The organism is Lacrimispora struthionigena (assembly GCF_048627165.1).
In the GTDB taxonomy this organism is placed as follows: domain Bacteria; phylum Bacillota; class Clostridia; order Lachnospirales; family Lachnospiraceae; genus Lacrimispora.
This window is the reverse complement of sequence record NZ_JBMBWP010000002.1, coordinates 330,712-350,647: the sequence shown is the minus strand read 5'-3', so window position 1 is coordinate 350,647 and position 19,936 is coordinate 330,712. Positions and strand designations below refer to the sequence as shown.

The window sequence follows — 19,936 nt, the reverse complement described above, 5'->3', positions numbered from 1 at the left end:
ACAGGGTGAGTCATGAAAGTATTACTGTTAAATGGAAGTCCTCATAAAGAGGGCTGTACCAATCGGGCACTGGTTGAAGTAGAAGGGGCTTTACATGCAGAGGGTATTCACACTGAGATGGTACATTTAGGCAATAAAGCCATTCACGGCTGTATCGCATGCGGAACATGTATGAAAATTGGCGCCTGTGTATTTGAGGATGATCCGGTCAATGAGTTTATTGAGAAGATGAAGAAGGCAGATGGACTTATCGTAGGCTCACCGGTTTATTACGCATCTGCCAATGGAGCTTTATTTTCTTTCCTTGACCGTCTCTTTTACGCAGGGGGCAGAGAGTTTGCTTACAAGCCGGGTGCAGCCATCGCTTCTGCCAGAAGAGCGGGCACCACTGCAACCCTTGATGCCTTAAATAAGTATTTTACCATTGCCCAGATGCCTTTGGTTTCCTCTTCTTACTGGAATATGGTACATGGAAGAACTCCTGAGGAAGTGGAGCAGGATTTAGAAGGTCTTTATACGATGAGAACACTGGGAAAAAATATGGCATGGCTTTTAAAATGCATTGAGGCTGGAAACTCAGCAGGAATCAGTCTTCCAAAGAAAGAGGAGAAGGTCTGGACTAATTTTATCCGTTAAAATTCCAAAAATCTCCTTTACATTTCTTCTGGGTGGTGTATAATTAAAAAGCACTATATGTAGTGCGAAGAGAGATAAATACACAAAATATTGAATAGGTTAGGGTGACAGGAATGATAAAAGTACAAAAGCGCGACGGCAGAATTGTGGAGTATGACAGAGATAAGATCATCAAGGCGATACTCAAAGCGAATGCTGAGGTGGAGTTTACTGAGCAGGCTGGCGAAGACATGATAGATGCCATTTTAGATGATGTGGAGAGCCGTTCAGAAGATGTGATGAATGTGGAAACCATTCAGGACATGATCGAAAGCGGTCTTGTAAATAACAATAAATATACATTATCTAAAAAGTATATCATTTACCGTTACCAAAGAGCACTGTTACGTAAGGCCAATACAACGGATGAATCAATTTTAAAGCTGATTAAGAATGAGAATAAAGAACTGGCTGAGGAAAACTCCAACAAGAATACCATTCTTGCATCGACTCAGAGAGATTACATTGCAGGAGAAGTATCCAGAGATTTAACAAAGAGAATGCTTCTGCCGGAACGGATTTCTCTTGCTCATGAACAGGGCTCCATTCATTTTCATGATGCCGATTATTTTGTTCAGCCGATTTTCAACTGCTGTCTGATCAACATTGGTGATATGTTAGATCATGGCACTGTGATGAATGAAAAGATGATTGAAAGCCCCAAGAGCTTTCAGGTGGCCTGTACCGTCATGACCCAGATTATTGCGGCTGTTGCCAGCAATCAGTACGGAGGCCAGTCTGTGGATATCCGTCACCTGGGAAAATATCTGCGGAAAAGCAGCAATAAATTCCACAAACAGATCAAAGAAGAATTTGGTGATTCCATATCAGAAGAGATGATAGAGAAGATGGCTTCCATCCGTTTAAGGGATGAACTAAAGTCTGGTGTTCAGACCATTCAGTATCAGATCAATACTCTGATGACCACCAATGGACAGGCACCTTTTGTAACACTGTTTTTATGCCTGGATGATCAGGATGAATATATTAATGAAAATGCCATGATCGTGGAAGAAGTTCTCCGCCAGAGACTGGAAGGCATTAAGAATGAATCCGGTGTTTATGTAACGCCGGCATTTCCAAAGCTGATCTACGTCCTTGATGAGAACAACTGCTTAAAGGGCGGAAGATACGATTATATCACAAAGCTTGCAGTACAGTGTTCCTCCAAGCGCATGTATCCGGATTATATATCTGCGAAGAAGATGCGGGAATACTATGAAGGCAATGTATTCAGCTGTATGGGCTGCCGCAGCTTCCTTTCTCCATGGAAGGATGAGAATGGAAATTATAAGTTTGAAGGCAGATTTAATCAGGGTGTGGTAAGCTTAAACCTTCCTCAGATTGGAATTATAGCAAAGGGAGATGAGGAAACCTTCTGGAACCTCTTAGAGGAGCGGTTAAGTCTTTGTTATGAAGCGCTGATGTGCAGACACAAATCACTGGAAGGAACCGTATCTGATGTAAGTCCGATTCACTGGCAGTACGGAGCCATTGCAAGGCTGAAAAAGGGAGAGACCATCGATGCTCTGCTAAAAGGCGGATATTCCACCATTTCACTTGGATATATTGGCTTGTATGAGACCACAAGGCTTATGAAAGGGGTCAGCCATACCACACCTGAGGGTGAGGAGTTTGCCCTTCGCATTATGAACCATATGCGTGAGACAGTTGACAGATGGAAAGAGGAGACAGGTCTTGGTTTCGGCCTTTACGGAACTCCGGCAGAATCTCTTTGCTATCGTTTTGCCAAGATTGACAGAGAACGTTTTGGCAGTATTCCTGATGTGACGGATAAGGGATATTATACCAACTCTTATCATGTAGACGTAAGAGAGCATATTGATGCATTTACAAAATTTAATTTTGAAAGCCAGTTCCAGAAGATTTCTTCCGGCGGAGCTATTTCCTATGTGGAAGTTCCCAACATGCGTCACAATTTAGAAGCTATGGAAGATGTGGTTAGGTTTATCTACGATAACATTCAGTATGCTGAATTCAATACCAAGTCAGACTATTGCCAGGCATGCGGTTATGACGGAGAGATTATTATTAATGATGATATGGAATGGGAATGCCCTCAGTGCCATAATAAAGATAAAAACCGCATGAACGTAACAAGAAGAACCTGCGGTTATTTAGGAGAAAATTTCTGGAACACAGGAAAGACCAAAGAAATTAAATCCCGAGTACTGCATCTGTAGGAGGGCGCCATGTACTATGCGACAATAAAACCCACCGATGTTGCCAATGGACCTGGTGTGAGAGTGTCTCTGTTTGTCAGTGGGTGTACCCATTACTGTAAGGGCTGCTTTAATGCAGAAGCATGGGATTTCCACTATGGAAATGAGTATACAAACGAAACCAGAGAACAGATTATCCGCAATTTAGATCACAGTTATATAGCAGGGCTCACCCTTTTGGGAGGGGAGCCCATGCATCCGGAAAATCAGGCAGAAGTTCTTAAGCTGGTAGAAGAAGTACGAAGCCGGTTCCCCGATAAAACCATCTGGTGCTATACAGGATATGATTTTGAGACGGATATTTTAGGAAATATGGTTAAAAATATTCCCCAGACCCGTCCACTATTAGATTGCCTGGATGTATTGGTAGATGGTAAGTTTGTGGAAGAAAAAAAGGATTTGAAACTTCGTTTTAAAGGATCCTCTAACCAAAGGATTATAAAGGTCCCGGATTCACTGGCTCGTGAAAAAGTTATATTGTGGGAATAAAATAACAGGGTGTCAGCCGCTGTCATAAAGACAGTGGCTGACACCCTGTTTTGGCAGTTATCAGTCCGCTTCTGGCTGAAGGACACTGCCAGTAAGATGATACTCCAGGCAGACTCTTCGGATTTCGATGATGCCGATGATAAGCGCAAATAATCCGGTGCAGATATTGCTGACCGCCATGACTACGCCAACGCTGGAGCTTCCCATTTTCGTAAAGTTCTGCAGATACCAGAGAACCGGAATGCGGAATACAAATACCCGGCAGAAATTAATGGCCAGTGTAATTTTTGTCCGGCCAAATCCGTACAGCAGTGCCAGAACGGATGCATTAATACCCAGAGGGATTGCTCCATAGGCTTCAAACCGGTAAATCGATGCAATCATATCTGCAAATTCTCTGTTATCACCAGCAAAAAGCCTGCTGATCTGTCCTAAAAAAATCAGTGACAATGACATTAGAACAGCTCCCAGAGCCACATTAATTACTAGAATGCACCCAAATGCCTTCAGAGCACGCTCTGGCTTGCCGGCTCCCATGTTCTGGCTGATAATGGCAGAACCGCCCTCCTGAAACCCGTTTTGGGGCATGGTGGTTATTCCTCCGATGTTATTGGAAATTCCGAGAGCTCCCACAGTCAGAGCGCTATAAATCGTACTCATGGAATTGATGACAACCTTTCCAAGGGAAAAAGCGATTTTTTCTATAATAACCGGTATGGACAGAGAAATCATGGGTACAATCACAGCAGATTTTAAACTGATGCTGTGAAGGGAAAGGCCAAATGCATTGTCTTTCTGGTTTAAATTTTTTATTGCAGCTGCCAGGATAAATATCTGTGAAATAATGGTTGCAACAGAGATCATATTAATTCCTGATCCTAACACATATACGAAAAAAGCAGTTAAAGAAAGTTTGATTACAATGACACCCATGTTTAAGTTTAAGATTCTCCGGGAATTTCCTCTGGCTCTTTCTATAGCAATATAGACGTTATTAAAAAAACTGATGACCATACCGATCAGTTCCAGGCGGAAGTACTGGGTGCCTTCTGCAATGAAGCTGTCAGGTGTTTTAGCAAGTTTAAGAAACTGGGGAGCAGCAGGCATTAAAACAAGGAGAATGACTGCACCTAATAAACCGCACATGGCAAAGAGACTGCTGACCCGTTTTTTTACCAGGTCAAAATCTCCTGAACCGTAAGCCTCACTGATTTTTATACTGGATCCGATTGCAAGACCGCCGCCCAGTGCAGATAGTGTTAAGCCGATTTGGGAAAGATAGGCGACTGCGGAGACGGAGGATGCGCCGATATGGGCAGCCATCATGGAATCAAATATTTTAAAAAGCTGGTTTAAGCTTTGATAAAGGGCCAGCGGTGTTCCCACATAGAGAACCACCCTCCACATGTTGGCATGAAGTGCAAAATTACGAAATTTTTCATCTTTTGCAGATAATGTTGCTTTCTCTGACATGGTATTTCTCCTCTTTAAGTTCAATCATTTTTCGCGCTCTATTAGCATAAGGCAAAGAAAAAATAAAATCTACTAATTTTATGATATATTTAGCCAATACTACAGATTTTTTGTTCACTTTCGGCTGCTCTTTGTTTTCAAGCAGAAAAAGATGTGATATAGTAAGTTTTGGAAAGGCAGGTGATGGAACATGTTCCTGAATAAATTGGAAGGACAGATGTCGGAAGCTGTGTCAACGGGAATTATACTTACATTGTCCGGCGGCCTGCAGGATGCATATACCTACTTTTACAGGGGAAAGGTATTTGCCAATGCCCAGACTGGCAATATTATTATATTTGCCCACAATATCATGAACGGTAGCTGGCAGACAGCGTTACGTTATCTGATGCCCATACTGGCGTTTGTTGCAGGAATCTATGTTTCTGAGGTGATCAGAGGAAAATACAGAGACAGTAAGAAGATACACTGGCGGCAGATTGTAGTGGTTGCGGAGATAGTGCTTTTGCTTCTGGTAGGATTTATGCCAAATAACTTAGATCTGGCAGCCAATGCCATGGTATCCTTTGTTTGTGCCATGCAGGTGGAGGCGTTTCGAAAGATGAAGGGCAGTGCCTTTGCAAGTACCATGTGTATCGGTAATTTAAGAAGTGCGACTGAGATGCTCTACCGTTACCGTCAGACCAGAGACAAAGAGAATCTTGAAAAATGTCTCCGTTATTATGGTGTGATCCTGTTTTTTGCAGTGGGAGCTGCAGCTGGTAGTTTTCTGGTACCTTTATTTGCAGAAAAAACCATATGGTTTTCCTGCATCCTTTTAGTTTTTGCATTTGGCATTATGTTTGTGAAAGAAAATCATGAAGAAGTTGAAGCAGAAGAAACAGACGGGAGGTAAATAGATATGGAATACAGAAAATTTGAACATACGTATGTAATAAGGCTGGATGTGGGAGACGAGATTTTGACCAGTCTGACCCAGCTTTGTAAAAAAGAAGGAATCAGGCTGGCGTCGGTTACCGGTCTGGGTGCAGCCGGCACCATTCAGCTTGGAGTTTATGACACGGAAAAGAAGCAGTATTACAGCCATGAATACAAGGGACTTTATGAGATTGCTTCTCTTATGGGCAGTATAACTGAAAAAGACGGAGAGCCTTATCTCCATCTTCATATGGTCATAGGAAATCCACACAATGGAGAATGCCACAGCGGTCATCTGGGACGTGCAGTCATCAGCGCAACAGGAGAAATCATTATTACGGAAATCCCCGGCAGTGTTGGCAGAAGAGCAGATGAGACAGTGGGATTAAATTTATTTGAATTTATGAATGAGGATTAATAACCCCAATATTCCCCGGCTAATCGGATGAAATACTTAGATGCCCTGGTTAAGTAGCTGTTTTTCCGGTAAGAGGCCACTACATCCCATACGGGGTGGGAGGGGAGTGAAAAGCATGCAATTCCTTCCGGTTTCGTCCGGAAATAGGACATGGGAATCAGCCCGCAGCAAAGACCGGCCTGAATCATGGTGATAATTGCACTGGTACTGGAAGTCTCAAACAATACGTTGGGGACAAAATCTGCTTCCTGAAAGATCCGGTCTATGAGATAACGGATGGTGGATTCCTGGTACATGAGTACGAAGGGGTCTTCTGACAGAAGTCTGATATCCAGTTCCGGATAAATCTCCCGGCTGTTTTCTTCCAGGCTGCTTAAGGGGTGCTTTTTGGGAAGAGCAAGAAGAATTTCTTCTTTTCCCAATTCTATATACTCATCGCCGGTTCGCTGGCTGGGACATAATGTCTGAAATCCAATATCCAGTTCTCCTCTTACAATCATTTCCTGCTGGTTTTTCACACTGCGTTCCACAGGAATGATATGGATGCCGGGGAACTTTTGATGAAATTTGGGATACACTGCGGAGAACATGGCGATTCCTCTCCCTGGTGTAAGCCCTACTGAGAGAGTGCCCTCTTTATCTGACACCATATCGCCGATGATCCGGTAGGTTTCCTGTTTGATCAGAAGCATTTTCCTGGCATTTTCAAGATAGATTTCTCCAGCCTGAGTGGGCCGCCAATTGGTCCGCGAGCGGTGAAAAAGCTGAGTGCCCAGCTCTTTTTCCAGGCGAAGAAGCTGCTGGTTTAGTGCCGGTTGGGTGAGAAAAAGTTTTTCTGCCGCTTTTGTGATGTTATTTTCCTCTGCAATTTTTAATATATATTCAATCTGTTTGGTATCCAAGCATATACCCCCTATATCAATATTGTATTGTCAGTATAGACTATTTCCCCAAAAAGCACAACGATTACTCAAAGAAAAAATTAGAGAATTCTTAAAACTATTAATTTTACAAAAGCATCCTGTGTAATTAAAATAAAAACAAACAGAAACAACCTGTTTTTTGTGTAATATTACAATAGAAAGGATCAGTAAGGAATGAGTAAACCGCTGTTCGTTAAAATGAAAGAAGAAGATAATGTGGCGATTGCAGTTGATGATATGAAAGCAGGACAGGAGATTATGCCAGGTGTGGTTGCCAGACATGAGATTCCCCAGGCCCATAAGATTGCGCTTTTGGACATTGAAAAGGGCGGTCCTGTCATCCGTTATGGCGTCGTATTAGGCTATGCAACAGAGGCAATAAAAAGGGGAGACTGGATTAATGAATATATGCTGGAGCTTCCTGAACCGCCGGATGTGGATCATATGGTGTTTTCAACCAATATGGTAACAGATTTGCCCAAGCCCCCGGTTACCACATGGGAAGGATATGTAAATCCATGGGGAGGTCCGGGAGGAACCCGTAACATTCTGGGAATCAGTACAACGGTTCAGTGTGTGACCGGTGTTTTAAACGTAGCTGTAGAGCGCATGAAACGGGAACTCCTTCACAAATATCCAAATGTGGATGATATTGTACCCATCAATCATGCCTATGGCTGCGGAGTTGCCATCAATGCGCCAGAGGCAAAGATACCAATCCGCGCCCTTCGGAATTTATCCAAACACCCTAATTTTGGCGGACAGCTGATGGTTGTAGCACTAGGCTGTGAAAAGTTTACAGTGGAGATGCTTTGCGATTCTGCTGATATAAATTCGGACAATGTGATTATTCTTCAGGAAAAAGAGGGCTTTGAAGATATGATTACATCCCTGATGGAGATGGCAGAAAAAAAACTTCAGATTTTAAATGATAGAAAACGGGTGACTCTGCCCCTTTCTGATTTGCTCATTGGAATGCAGTGTGGCGGAAGCGATGCATTTTCCGGTGTTACGGCCAATCCGGCAGCAGGCTATGCCTCTGACATGCTGGTGAAAGGCGGAGCAACTGTTTTATTTTCCGAAGTGACTGAGGTAAGAGACGGAGTCTATCTGTTAGCGGAGCGGTGCATCAATGAAGAGGTTGGAAAGAAGCTTGCCAGTGAGATGAAATGGTATGATCATTATCTCCAGGAGGGAGAAGTCGACCGCAGTGCAAATCCCACTCCAGGAAATAAAAAAGGAGGGCTTGCAAATATCGTGGAAAAAGCCATGGGATCCATTGCAAAATCAGGAACGTCTCCCATTGTGGAAGTGCTGTCGCCTGCTGAGAAGCCCAGCAAAAAGGGATTGATCTATGCCGCAACGCCGGCAAGTGATATTGTCTGCGGTCCCTGTCAGCTGGCAAGCGGAATCGGGCTCCAGGTATTCATGACGGGGAGAGGGACTCCTTACGGTCTGGCGATTGCTCCTGTTATCAAGGTCTGCTCCAGAAATGATATGAAGGCACAGTGGCAGGACCTGATTGATATCAATGCAGGCACCATTGCATCAGGAGATACCACCATTGAAGAAATTGGAACCCAGCTGTTTCATGAGATCATCGATGTTGCCAGCGGCCGTAAGCAGACCTGGGCTGAAAAATACCGTCTCCACAATGATTTGTGTATTTTTAATCCGGCTCCAATCACCTGATAAGATTTTCATCAGCAATATTCACAAAAAGCTCCTGCTGTGATAGAATAGAAATCAAATATACATGACAGGAGCGGAACATGGCTGATTATCCCAACAAGAGTGAAAAGACAAAATACCGGCTTGCTGATTCCATGAAAGACTGCATGAAAACCAGACCGGTGGATAAAATCACGGTTCAGAATATTGTAGACGGCTGTCAGATGACCAGGCAGACATTCTACCGGAATTTTAAAGATAAGTATGATCTGATTAACTGGTATTTTGACAAACTGGTGCTGGAATCCTTTGCCCAGATCGGCGTGGACAAGACGGTTTGCCAGAGCCTGAATGAGAAGTTCCAGTTTATTCAGAAGGAATCGGTGTTCTTTACCGGAGCATTTCGTTCCGATGATTATAATTCATTAAAGGAACATGATTTTGAACTGATCATGGGTTTTTATACAGATTTACTGATTCATAGAAGGCAGGAACCTTTATCAGATGAGATCCTGTTTCTATTGGAGATGTATTGCCGCGGATCTGTGTACATGACTGTTAAGTGGGTTCTTTCCGGAATGCCTCAGGCACCAGCGGAGATGGCCAAAAGTCTTGTAGAGGCCATGCCTCCCAAACTGTCTGCAGTTTTTCAGGAAGCCGGGCTTGTTTAAAATATAGTACTTATGCACATAATTGAAGTTACAGTTTAAAACTGATGTAACATTTGTTACAAAAGCTTTAAACTGTAACTTTATTTTTTCAGGTCTGGTTGTTAAAATTATAACAGCATGAAACGGCTTCCATCTATGGGAGAAAAGAAAAGGAGAGATTACCATGGCAAACAGAATTATTTTAAATGAAACATCTTATCACGGCGCAGGTGCAATACAAGAAATTCCTGGCGAAGTGGCAAAAAGAGGGTTTAAAAAAGCATTTGTCGCATCAGATCCTGATTTAATTAAATTCCAGGTAACATCAAAGGTGACAAAAATACTGGAAGATAACGGGCTGGAGTATGAAATTTATTCTGATATCAAGCCAAATCCCACAATTGAGAATGTTCAGACCGGAGTAGCAGCATATAAAAAATCCGGCGCTGATTATATCATTGCAATTGGTGGAGGTTCTTCCATGGATACTTCCAAAGCAATCGGTATTATCATTGCAAATCCGGAATATGAAGATGTAAGAAGCTTAGAAGGCGTTGCACCCACAAAGAACCCCTCTGTACCGATTATTGCAGTGCCCACCACAGCTGGTACGGCAGCTGAAGTAACCATCAACTATGTAATTACTGATGTGGAGAAAAAACGTAAATTTGTATGTGTTGATCCTCATGACATTCCTGTTGTTGCAATTGTGGATCCGGACATGATGGCCAGCATGCCAAAAGGCCTGACTGCAGCTACCGGTATGGATGCACTCACTCATGCAATAGAAGGTTATATCACGAAAGGAGCCAATCCCATTACGGACATGTTTAATTTAAAAGCTGTGGAGCTGATTGGGAAAAGCTTAAGAGGCGCTGTTGATAATACCCCCGAAGGCAGAGAAGGTATGGCTTTGGGACAATATATAACAGGTATGGGATTTTCAAACTGCGGCCTTGGAATCGTACATTCTATGGCTCATGCACTGGGTGCCGTCTATGATACTCCTCATGGAGTGGCCAATGCAATTCTCCTTCCTGCCATTATGGAGTTTAATGCAGAAGCAACGGGAGAAAAGTATCGTGATATAGCAAAAGCTATGGGAGTGGAAGGAACGGAATTAATGAGTCAGGAAGAATACAGAAAAGCAGCCGTTGCAGCTGTTAAAAAGCTTTCTGAGGATGTGGGAATCCCTGCTGATTTAACCAGCATAGCAAAAGAGGAAGATATTCAGTTTCTTGCCGAGTCTGCAGTTGCAGATGCCTGTGCTCCCGGTAATCCAAAGGAAGCCAGTCTGGAAGATATTATCCGGTTATACCAATCCCTTATGTGAGATTTTATAGTCTGTTGTGGGGCTGTTGCAAAAATAGATGAGTAATCTATTGGAGCAATCGCTCCACTTTTTTACTTGAAAATAGAAAATGGAAGTTATTGACATTTGCTAGGCAAAAAGATACTATTTAAAGAATCAGATGTGATACAGAAGATAGATTGATGACATTCACATGCATATTGTTCAGTTTTTAACTGATACTGGATTATAGATCAGATTACTGCAAAAAGGAGAACTAATATGGAAACATTTGATTCAAAAAGCGTTCAGGCACTGCTGAAAATGCAAAAAGATTTTTACCGGCAGGGGCATACCCATAATATTTCCTTCCGTATAAAACAATTGGAAAAGCTTTATTTGGCGTTACATCGCTATGAAAATGAGATAAAAGAAGCATTATTTCAAGATTTAGGCAAAGGTGAATTCGAAGCATATGTTACGGAGATAGGGTTTGTATACCAAAGCATTAGGCATATCATCCGTAACCTGCGAAAATGGGCGAAGCCTAAAGCCGTTAGAACACCGCTCCACCTTCAGCCTTCCAGAAGCTATATTATAAAAGAGCCTTATGGAACCGTTCTTATTATTGGACCGTTTAATTATCCGTTCCAGCTACTGATTGAACCCATGATCGGTGCCATTGCAGGAGGGAATTGCGTTATTTTAAAACCATCAGAAAACACCCCTCATCTTTCAGCTTCCATGGATCGTCTCATTAAAGAAACCTTTCATAAGTCGTATATCAGTGTGGTACAGGGTGACCGTGAAGAGACCTCTTTGCTGATTCATGCCCCTATGGACTATATCTTCTTTACCGGCAGTGTTTCGGTCGGTAAAATTGTAATGGAGGCAGCAGCAAAGAATCTGATTCCGGTTACGCTGGAATTGGGTGGCAAAAGTCCGGCCATTGTGGATCGGACCTCAAATTTGGATCTGGCTGCCAAGCGTATTATTTGGGGGAAGTTTTTAAATGCAGGTCAGACCTGCATTGCTCCGGATTATGTCTTGGTTGAGGAATCGGTGCGGGATGAATTAGTTCAGAAAATGAATTCTGCGCTGATAAAATTCTTTGGAAAAGCTCCAATGGAAAGCAAGGATTTTGGAAGAATCGTAAACGATCGGCAGTTCGACCGCCTTGCCGCCATTCTGGGGCAGGATCGCGCTCATATCCTGTACGGTGGAGAGTGTAGGAAGGAACTGCTGTTTATAGAACCCACATTAACAGAAGCAATTTCCTGGGATTGCGCAGCCATGCAGGATGAAATTTTCGGGCCAATCCTACCCATTATGACCTATCAGTCCCTGTCTGAAGCCATACGTATGGTACAGGATCATCAAAAGCCCCTGGCTCTTTATCTCTTTACCAGGGATAAAGGCGTGGAAAAGAAGGTGCTTACCCAGGTTTCCTTTGGGGGAGGATGCGTCAATGATACCATTTCACATATTGCAAATTACAACCTTCCCTTTGGAGGGGTTGGAAACTCTGGAATGGGTGCTTACCACGGCAAATACAGCTTTGATTTATTTACCCATGCAAAAAGTATTATGAGAAAGAGTGATCGTCTGGAAACTGGACTTACCTTTCCCCCCTATCATAACAAGCTGAATCTGATCAAGAAGATTTTAAAGTAAATTTAAAATGGAGGAATTATAAAATGGAGAATGTTTTACACATAGCCTCATTAGAGGAAGCCAAAAAGGAATTAATGAGATTGAAAGAGGCCAGGCACGTACAGGTGAAAAACTGGGGTGTTGCAGAGATCTGTCTGCACTGTGCACAGACTATTGAATATGCCATGGTGGGTTACCCGGTGATGAAACCTGCGTTGATTCGCGGGACCATAGGAAAAATAGCCATTCGTAAATTTTTGAGTCAAGGGTATATGAAGCACGACTTATCTGCTCATGTTGAAGGCGGGAGCAAGCTGGATTCTGATGTTGATGCCCAGGCAGGGATCCAGAAATTACTGGATACAATTGATTTGTTTCAAATGTATACCAGGGAGCTTAAACCTCATTTATTGTTTGGAAGGTTAAGTAAATCAGAGTATGACCAATATTTTGCCATGCACATCGCGGATCATTTGAATGAATTAGAGTATTAAACAGGGCATTTAGCTGGAGCCTGTAAATACCTGTTCTATCAGCTCGCCCGGGCACTTGTTCTCATGGTAATTATGGCAGAATCAACAGGACCTGTGAGGAGATTAAAAAACAGGATGCAAAATAAGAGTAATCATGCTATGATTAAAAAAGTGCTAAAAAAGCATAATCTATCACAAAGGGGGTGAGCAGATGGCAGACACGAAAAATGACTTCTCAAAAGGCAGTATCGTTGAAAACATAATGAAACTGGCAGTGCCCATGACATTTGCCCAGCTGATTAATGTTCTTTATAATATTATCGACAGAATTTATATAGGCAGAATCGCTGAAGATGCAACACTGGCACTGACGGGACTGGGACTCTGTCTTCCTATAATTTCCATGGTTATTGCCTTTGCTAATTTATTTGGTATGGGAGGGGCACCTCTGTGCTCCATTGAAAGAGGCAGGGGGAATAACGAAGAAGCGGAAAAAATCATGGGAAATTCCTTTTTACTTCTTGTAATATCCGGAATCATACTCACTGCTCTGGGACTGTTTTTTAAAAAGCCCATGCTGTATCTGTTTGGTGCCAGTGATAATACATATCCGTTCGCAAATCAATACATCAGTATATACCTGATTGGCAATATTTTTGTTATGATTGGACTTGGGATGAACAGTTTTATCAATTCCCAGGGGTTTGGAACTATAGGCATGGTAACAGTTCTGGTTGGGGCGGCAGCTAACATTGTGCTGGATCCCATCTTTATTTTTGCCCTGGATATGGGGGTAAGAGGAGCTGCACTTGCGACAATTATATCCCAGTTTCTCTCAGCACTCTGGATTGTGCTCTTCTTAAGAGGGAAAAAGACCATACTACGGCTGAAGTTTTCCACTCTCCGCTTAAAAAAACACCGGGTTCAGGCGATTACGGCTCTTGGGATGTCTGGTTTTACCATGTCCATAACCAACAGTCTGGTTCAGATCATGTACAATTCATCTCTTCAGCGCTATGGAGGGGATCTGTATGTAGGAATTATGACAGTCATTAATTCTGTCAGAGAAGTAATATCCATGCCAGTCCATGGACTGACCAATGGTTCACAGCCGGTAATGGGCTTTAATTACGGTGCCGGTGAATACAAACGGGTGAAGCAGGCAATTAAATTCATATCAGTTGTAGCCATCATATATACAACTGTCATGTGGGGACTTGTCCATATCTTCCCGGAGTTTTTTATTCGGATTTTCAATCAGGATGGGCAGCTTTTGGAAGCAGGAATTCCTTCTATGCGGATTTATTACTTTGGATTCTTCTTTATGTCGCTCCAGTTTGCCGGACAGTCTGTTTTTGTGGCACTTGGAAAGGCCAGACGGGCCGTGTTCTTTTCCATTTTCAGAAAAGTTGTTATTGTGGTTCCTCTCATCGTGTTTCTTCCTGTTATTATGGGAAATGGAGTAGATGGAGTTCTTATGGCAGAGCCAATTTCCAATTTAATCGGGGGAGGCGCCTGTTTTATCACCATGCTGGTTACTGTATGGCCAGAACTTAGTCAAAAGACAAAACCCGGAAAGGAAGGGTAAGATGAAAACTATAACCAGAAATTATATTACCCACATACTGTCAAAAGATAATCCTCCCTGCGGACGAATCAGGGCAGGAGAGACGGTTGCATTTGAGACATATGACTGCTTTACCAATCAGTTCCTTCCAGAAGAAGCAACCTTTGAAAATGTTGTCCGTAAGCCTGGAAATCCGGCAACAGGACCACTTTTTATTGAAGGAGCCATGCCTGGAGACATGTTAAAAATTGATATTCTGGATATCGTTCTGGGACCTGTGGGAGTTGTTATGCTGGGACCGGGAAGCGGCAGTGAAAAAGAATTTTTTTCACAAAAAACATTAAAGCGGATTCCTGTAATTGACGGATTTGCCCATTACAGTGAGCAGTTGAAATTGCCCATAACACCAATGATCGGAGTGATTGGTGTGGCTCCGGGCGGAGGCGGCGTCTCCACCATTACTCCCATGGATCATGGCGGCAATATGGATTGTACACAGATCAGAAAGGGAGTCACTCTTTACCTCCCGGTTTTTACAGAGGGAGCTCTTTTATCCCTGGGCGATTTTCACGCTATTATGGGTGACGGTGAGGTGGAAGACTGCGGTCTGGAGATAGAAGGAAAGGCGGTTCTGCAGGTTGATGTTGTGAAAAACAAAAATTGCGTTCCGTATCCTATGATTGAGACCAGTGAAAAGCTGATTACCATTGCTTCGGCAGAAGACGTTGAGGCTGCATGGAAAAAAGCGGTCAGACAGATGTATAGCTTCCTGAAAGAAAAGGTGGGCCTTGATGATAACGATGCCGGAATGCTTCTGACCATGGCAGGAGACCTGGTAATTTGCCAGACTGTGAACCCTATGAAGACGGTAAGAATGGAATTTCCCCGTTATATAACCAGAAGTTATGGATTTGATTCCATTTCGGCAGACTAAAACAGGCTGAAAATTCTTGACATCAGCAGGCTTTTGGAAGATAATGATAAACAAATTATAAAAGCTGACGATATGCCGGTATGGGAAAGGAAGAGTATAACATGCAGACTATAAGAATTGAGAGAACCGCTTGCCCGAAAGAAAAACCAGGCAAAGAAAATCCTTTGACATTTGGTACCATATTTACGGATCATATGTTTGAGGTGGATTATGAGGAAGGAAAGGGCTGGTACGATCCAAGAGTTGTGCCTTACCACAAGCTGGAACTGGAGCCATCTTCCATGGTATTCCATTACGGTCAGGAGATGTTTGAAGGATTAAAGGCGTATAAAACGGAAGAGGGAAAGATCCTGTTATTCCGTCCTGACAAGAATATTGAGAGGGCAAACAGAAGTAATGACAGACTCTGCATTCCAGAGATTCCGGAAGAACTCTTTTTAGAGGCGCTAAAGACAGTTGTAAGCGTAGATCAGGACTGGATTCCCACAAAGCCTGGAACTTCTCTTTATATCAGACCCTTTGTGATTGCCACTGATCCGTTTCTTGGAGTGAGACCATCTCATACTTATAAGTTCATGATTATTCTGTCTCCGGTAGGTGCTTATTACGCCAGCGGACTGGACCCGGTTAAGATCTGGATTGAAGATGATTATGTAAGAGCGGTAAAAGGCGGAATTGGTGAAGCAAAGACCGGCGGAAACTATGTTGCTTCCCTGGCTGCACAGGTGAAGGCCCATGAGGAAGGATACTCCCAGGTGCTGTGGCTTGACGGTGTACATCGTAAATACATTGAAGAAGTGGGCGCCATGAATATTTTCTTCAAAATCAACGGCGTTGTTATCACCCCGGAGCTTAATGGCAGCATTCTTCCCGGAGTTACAAGAGATTCTGTTTTATCTCTGTGCAGAGAATGGGGAATTAAGGTTGAAGAGCGGAAGATTTCAGTAGACGAAATCGTGGCAGCAGCCAGATCCGGAGAGATGGAAGAGTGCTTTGGAACCGGTACGGCGGCAGTTGTTTCACCTGTTGGCGAGCTGCGCCTGGAAGATGAGAGAATGTCAATCGGTGGAGGAAAGATCGGAGAACTCACCCAAAGATGCTACGATACCATTACTGGTATCCAGCTTGGCAGGTTAACAGGGCCAGAAGGCTGGAGCGTAGAGGTAAAATAATAAAAAATGATTGTCCGGCGGGGCTTCTAAGCACCGCCGGCAGTTTTGCGTAGAGACAAAAGGAGTATTTATGACGGCAGTACTAATGAGGGCAGTAGCCTTTGTGGCGATTATTATAATGGGCTATTTACTGAAACGGGCAGGCTTTTTTCAGGCGAAAGATTTTCAACTTATATCCAGAGTTGTAATTAAAATAACCCTTCCGGCAGCTATTGTATCTAATTTCAGTAAAATCACCATGGAGCGTTCCCTTCTTGCCATGTGTATCATCGGAATTCTATGCAATTTTGTAACAATAGGCATCGGCTATATAACCAATATCTCACGATCCGGAGACAGTAAAGCATTTGCCATGCTTAATATGTCCGGCTATAATGTGGGGAATTTTACCATGCCTTTTGTGCAGAGCTTTTTAAGCCCTGTAGGCTTTGCGGCGACAAGTCTCTTTGATGCGGGAAACTCCGTGATGTGTACGGGGATGACCTATTCCCTTGCCAGCATGGTCGCAGGAGGCGAAGAGAAACCAACTGTTATGAAGATGGTTAAAAAACTTTTTTCTTCCATTCCTTTTGATGCTTATGTAATCATGACTGTATTAAGCATCCTTAAGATCCGGCTTCCGGGTATACTAATCAGTTTTGCTGACACAGCAGGAGCCGCCAATGCATTTCTGGCTCTTCTGATGCTTGGGATTGGATTTGAGATCCGCATGGATAAAGAGAAACTAAAAAAAATCATTCAGATACTTCTCATGAGATATGTCATAGCGATTGTAATGTCAGTCGGTTTTTATTATCTGTCACCCTTTAGTCTGGAGGTTCGTCAGACTCTTGCTATCGTTACCCTTGGACCGATCGCGTCAGTAGCGCCTGCATTTACCGCAGAGTTAAAAGGCGATATTGAAATGGCGAGCGCCATTAATTCCCTGTCCATTGTAACCAGTATTGTGGCGATTACGGCAGCACTTCTTCTCCTTTTGTAAGAAAATATTTTATGACGCTTGACAAAACGTTTTTGAGTGCTATAATTTAGGCATAGAAATGCAAATAAGATAAAGCGGTGACAAGACCAGTATCCTGACAGGAGAGCTCAGAGAGAGGCACATACGGTGAAAGTGCCTTGCGGGAATATCAGGAGAAGACCAGCTTGGAGCGTCCCTTAATCGGGAACGGTGATTCCGTTATCATCAGTATAAGTGGTTTGAATGAGTGAATCATTCTTTCAAGTAGGGTGGAACCGCGATTTATTATGTTAGAATCGTCCCTTTCTGTATGGAAACATATGGAAAGGGGCTTTTTTTTATTTGATCCATGATTTAAAAATATTGGTAAAGGAGATTAGAACAATGAAGATTACGTTAAAAGATGGTTCAGTCAAAGAGTATGATCATGCAATGTCAGTCATTGATATCGCATCCGATATCAGCGAAGGACTGGCAAGAAATGCCTGTGCAGGCGAGATAGATGGAGAGGTTGTTGATTTACGGACTACCGTGGATAAGGATTGCACTTTAAGCATTTTAACAGTCAGTGATCCTGCAGGTCTTGCAGCTTACCGTCATACAACCAGCCATATTCTGGCTCAGGCAGTAAAGAGACTTTATCCTCAGGCCAAACTTGCAATCGGACCTTCCATCGAGAACGGGTTTTACTATGATTTTGAAAATCCTTCTTTCTCCAGAGAAGATTTAGATAAAATCGAAGCTGAGATGAAAAAGATCATCAAAGAAGGAGAAGCGATTGAGCGTTTTACCCTTCCAAGAGAAGAAGCAGTTAAATTTATGGAAGAAAAGGGTGAGCCTTACAAGGTGGAGCTGATTTTAGATCTTCCGGAAGGAGAGGAGATCTCATTTTATAAGCAGGGAGATTTTACCGATCTTTGCGCAGGCCCTCATCTGATGAGCACAAAGTCCATTAAAGCATTTAAACTGACTTCATCCTCTGGTGCTTACTGGAGAGGAAGCGAGAAGAACGCAATGCTTGCCCGTATTTACGGAACAGCTTTCTCAAAGAAAGACGAATTAAACGAATATCTGGAGTATTTAGCAAATATCAAAAACCGCGATCACAACAAACTTGGCCGTGACATGGAATTATTCGCTACTGTAGATGTAATCGGTCAGGGCCTTCCTCTTTTAATGCCAAAGGGTGCTAAAATCATCCAGACAATGCAAAGATGGATCGAAGATGAAGAGGAAAGACGTGGTTACATGAGAACCAAGACACCTCTTATGGCAAAGCGTGATTTATATATTATTTCTGATCACTGGGATCATTACAAAGAAGGCATGTTCGTTCTTGGTGATGAGGAAAAGGATGATGAAGTATTTGCTCTTCGTCCCATGACATGTCCGTTCCAGTATTATGTATATAAACAGAGCCAGAAATCTTACCGCGATCTTCCATGCAGATATGGTGAAACCTCCACTCTGTTTAGAAATGAAGATTCCGGAGAGATGCACGGACTTACACGTGTTCGTCAGTTTACTATTTCCGAGGGCCATTTAATCGTTCGTCCTGATCAGATTGAGGATGAGTTTAAGGGCTGTGTGGATCTTGCAAAATACTGCTTAACAACTCTTGGTCTGGAAGGTGATGTAACTTACCGTATGTCCAAGTGGGATCCTGACAATGCCAGCCACTATCTTGGAACTCCTGAGATGTGGGATGAAGTACAGGACATGATGCGTAAGATTCTGGATCACATTGGAATCCAGTATACAGAAGCAGTGGGAGAAGCAGCATTCTATGGTCCGAAGCTGGATATCCAGGCGAAGAATGTATATGGCAAGGAAGATACCATGATCACCATTCAGCTGGATATGTTCCTGGCAGAGCGTTTTGATATGAGCTTCGTAGATAAAGACGGAGCAAAGAAACGTCCTTATATTATTCACAGAACTTCCATTGGCTGCTATGAAAGAACACTTGCATGGCTGATTGAAAAGTACGAAGGTGCGTTCCCAACCTGGTTATGTCCGGAGCAGGTTCGTGTACTTCCTATTTCTGAGAAGTATCATGAGTATGCAGCAAAAGTGGCTGATCAGCTGAAAGCAAACGGAATTCTTGCCACAGTAGATGAGCGTTCTGAAAAAATCGGCTATAAGATCCGCGAAGCACGCCTTTCCAAACTGCCGTATATGCTGGTAGTGGGACAAAAAGAAGAGGAAGACGGCGTGGTTTCTGTCCGCAGCCGCTTTAACGGAGACGAAGGACAGCGTCCGATTGCAGACTTTATTGACGATATCTGCAAAGAAATCCGTACAAAAGAAATTAAGAAAATTAATGTAACAGAAGAATCTAAATAATCATGTTTCATTCTGTGGGAGAGGAGATATCTTTGAGAATATTTTCCTCTCCCACAGCGCATAATACCTCCTGAAAGAA

General features: G+C 43.0%; 17 protein-coding genes. 15 read left to right on the top strand and 2 right to left on the bottom strand.

The features are described from left to right. The first annotated feature begins 12 nt into the window (after positions 1 to 12). The 3 genes from ACOAOT_RS10580 to nrdG all read left to right on the top strand — a co-directional run bounded on the left by ACOAOT_RS10580 (position 13) and on the right by nrdG (position 3,407). On the top strand, positions 13 to 636 hold the full coding sequence (locus tag ACOAOT_RS10580) for a flavodoxin family protein (RefSeq protein ID WP_420216940.1): 624 nt from the start codon (positions 13 to 15) through the stop codon (positions 634 to 636). Positions 637 to 749: 113 nt separating this feature from the next. Continuing rightward, the gene (gene nrdD, locus ACOAOT_RS10575) at positions 750 to 2,879 is read left to right on the top strand and encodes an anaerobic ribonucleoside-triphosphate reductase (protein WP_420216939.1); all 2,130 of its coding nucleotides are present in this window, start codon (positions 750 to 752) and stop codon (positions 2,877 to 2,879) included. A gap of 9 nt (positions 2,880 to 2,888) precedes the next feature. After that, positions 2,889 to 3,407: an anaerobic ribonucleoside-triphosphate reductase activating protein gene (gene nrdG, locus ACOAOT_RS10570; RefSeq protein WP_420216938.1), complete on the top strand. Its 519-nt coding sequence runs from the start codon at positions 2,889 to 2,891 to the stop codon at positions 3,405 to 3,407. A 60-nt stretch (positions 3,408 to 3,467) separates the two neighbouring features. Here the strand turns inward: nrdG and ACOAOT_RS10565 are convergent, their stop codons facing one another. Then, on the bottom strand, positions 3,468 to 4,880 hold the full coding sequence (locus ACOAOT_RS10565) for an MATE family efflux transporter (RefSeq protein WP_420216937.1): 1,413 nt from the start codon (positions 4,878 to 4,880) through the stop codon (positions 3,468 to 3,470). Positions 4,881 to 5,070: 190 nt separating this feature from the next. Between ACOAOT_RS10565 and ACOAOT_RS10560 the strand changes: the two genes are divergently transcribed. Both ACOAOT_RS10560 and ACOAOT_RS10555 read left to right on the top strand, forming a co-directional pair. Beyond that, on the top strand, positions 5,071 to 5,775 hold the full coding sequence (locus ACOAOT_RS10560; RefSeq protein ID WP_420216936.1) for a YoaK family protein: 705 nt from the start codon (positions 5,071 to 5,073) through the stop codon (positions 5,773 to 5,775). 6 nt (positions 5,776 to 5,781) lie between these two features. After that, a complete protein-coding gene (locus ACOAOT_RS10555; protein ID WP_420216935.1) occupies positions 5,782 to 6,216 on the top strand; it encodes a PPC domain-containing DNA-binding protein in 435 nt (144 codons plus the stop codon). Here the strand turns inward: ACOAOT_RS10555 and ACOAOT_RS10550 are convergent. Then, complete coding sequence (locus ACOAOT_RS10550) at positions 6,213 to 7,118, bottom strand: LysR family transcriptional regulator (RefSeq protein WP_420216934.1); 906 nt, start codon at positions 7,116 to 7,118, stop codon at positions 6,213 to 6,215. The two genes, ACOAOT_RS10555 and ACOAOT_RS10550, sit on opposite strands and share 4 nt — an antisense overlap. Before the next feature lie 195 nt (positions 7,119 to 7,313). On the opposite strand from ACOAOT_RS10550, the gene garD reads away from it, so the two are divergent. From garD to thrS, 10 genes are all read left to right on the top strand, one after another. Next, positions 7,314 to 8,831 (top strand): galactarate dehydratase, encoded by a 1,518-nt coding sequence (gene garD, locus ACOAOT_RS10545; protein WP_420216933.1) that lies wholly within the window; start codon positions 7,314 to 7,316, stop codon positions 8,829 to 8,831. An 80-nt stretch (positions 8,832 to 8,911) separates the two neighbouring features. Further along, positions 8,912 to 9,481, top strand: coding sequence for a TetR/AcrR family transcriptional regulator C-terminal domain-containing protein (locus ACOAOT_RS10540; protein WP_420216932.1), 570 nt, complete (start codon positions 8,912 to 8,914; stop codon positions 9,479 to 9,481). Between the two features lie 163 nt (positions 9,482 to 9,644). Further along, complete coding sequence (gene fucO, locus ACOAOT_RS10535; RefSeq protein ID WP_420216931.1) at positions 9,645 to 10,793, top strand: lactaldehyde reductase; 1,149 nt, start codon at positions 9,645 to 9,647, stop codon at positions 10,791 to 10,793. Between the two features lie 204 nt (positions 10,794 to 10,997). Beyond that, positions 10,998 to 12,425, top strand: a complete 1,428-nt coding sequence (locus tag ACOAOT_RS10530; RefSeq protein WP_420219411.1) for an aldehyde dehydrogenase — start codon at positions 10,998 to 11,000, stop codon at positions 12,423 to 12,425. A gap of 23 nt (positions 12,426 to 12,448) precedes the next feature. After that, complete coding sequence (locus ACOAOT_RS10525; protein WP_420216930.1) at positions 12,449 to 12,898, top strand: DUF1569 domain-containing protein; 450 nt, start codon at positions 12,449 to 12,451, stop codon at positions 12,896 to 12,898. A gap of 190 nt (positions 12,899 to 13,088) precedes the next feature. Continuing rightward, entirely contained in the window at positions 13,089 to 14,465 is a 1,377-nt protein-coding gene (locus tag ACOAOT_RS10520) for an MATE family efflux transporter (RefSeq protein WP_420216929.1), read from the top strand. Position 14,466: 1 nt separating this feature from the next. Then, positions 14,467 to 15,378 (top strand): acetamidase/formamidase family protein, encoded by a 912-nt coding sequence (locus tag ACOAOT_RS10515; protein ID WP_420216928.1) that lies wholly within the window; start codon positions 14,467 to 14,469, stop codon positions 15,376 to 15,378. Positions 15,379 to 15,479: 101 nt separating this feature from the next. Further along, positions 15,480 to 16,550, top strand: coding sequence for a branched-chain amino acid aminotransferase (locus ACOAOT_RS10510; RefSeq protein WP_420216927.1), 1,071 nt, complete (start codon positions 15,480 to 15,482; stop codon positions 16,548 to 16,550). Positions 16,551 to 16,620: 70 nt separating this feature from the next. Continuing rightward, positions 16,621 to 17,532 carry an AEC family transporter gene (locus ACOAOT_RS10505; protein WP_420216926.1) on the top strand — a complete coding sequence of 304 codons (912 nt, stop codon included), beginning with the start codon at positions 16,621 to 16,623 and terminating at the stop codon, positions 17,530 to 17,532. Between the two features lie 363 nt (positions 17,533 to 17,895). Continuing rightward, the gene (thrS, locus tag ACOAOT_RS10500) at positions 17,896 to 19,857 is read left to right on the top strand and encodes a threonine--tRNA ligase (protein ID WP_420216925.1); all 1,962 of its coding nucleotides are present in this window, start codon (positions 17,896 to 17,898) and stop codon (positions 19,855 to 19,857) included. Positions 19,858 to 19,936 lie beyond the last annotated feature (79 nt).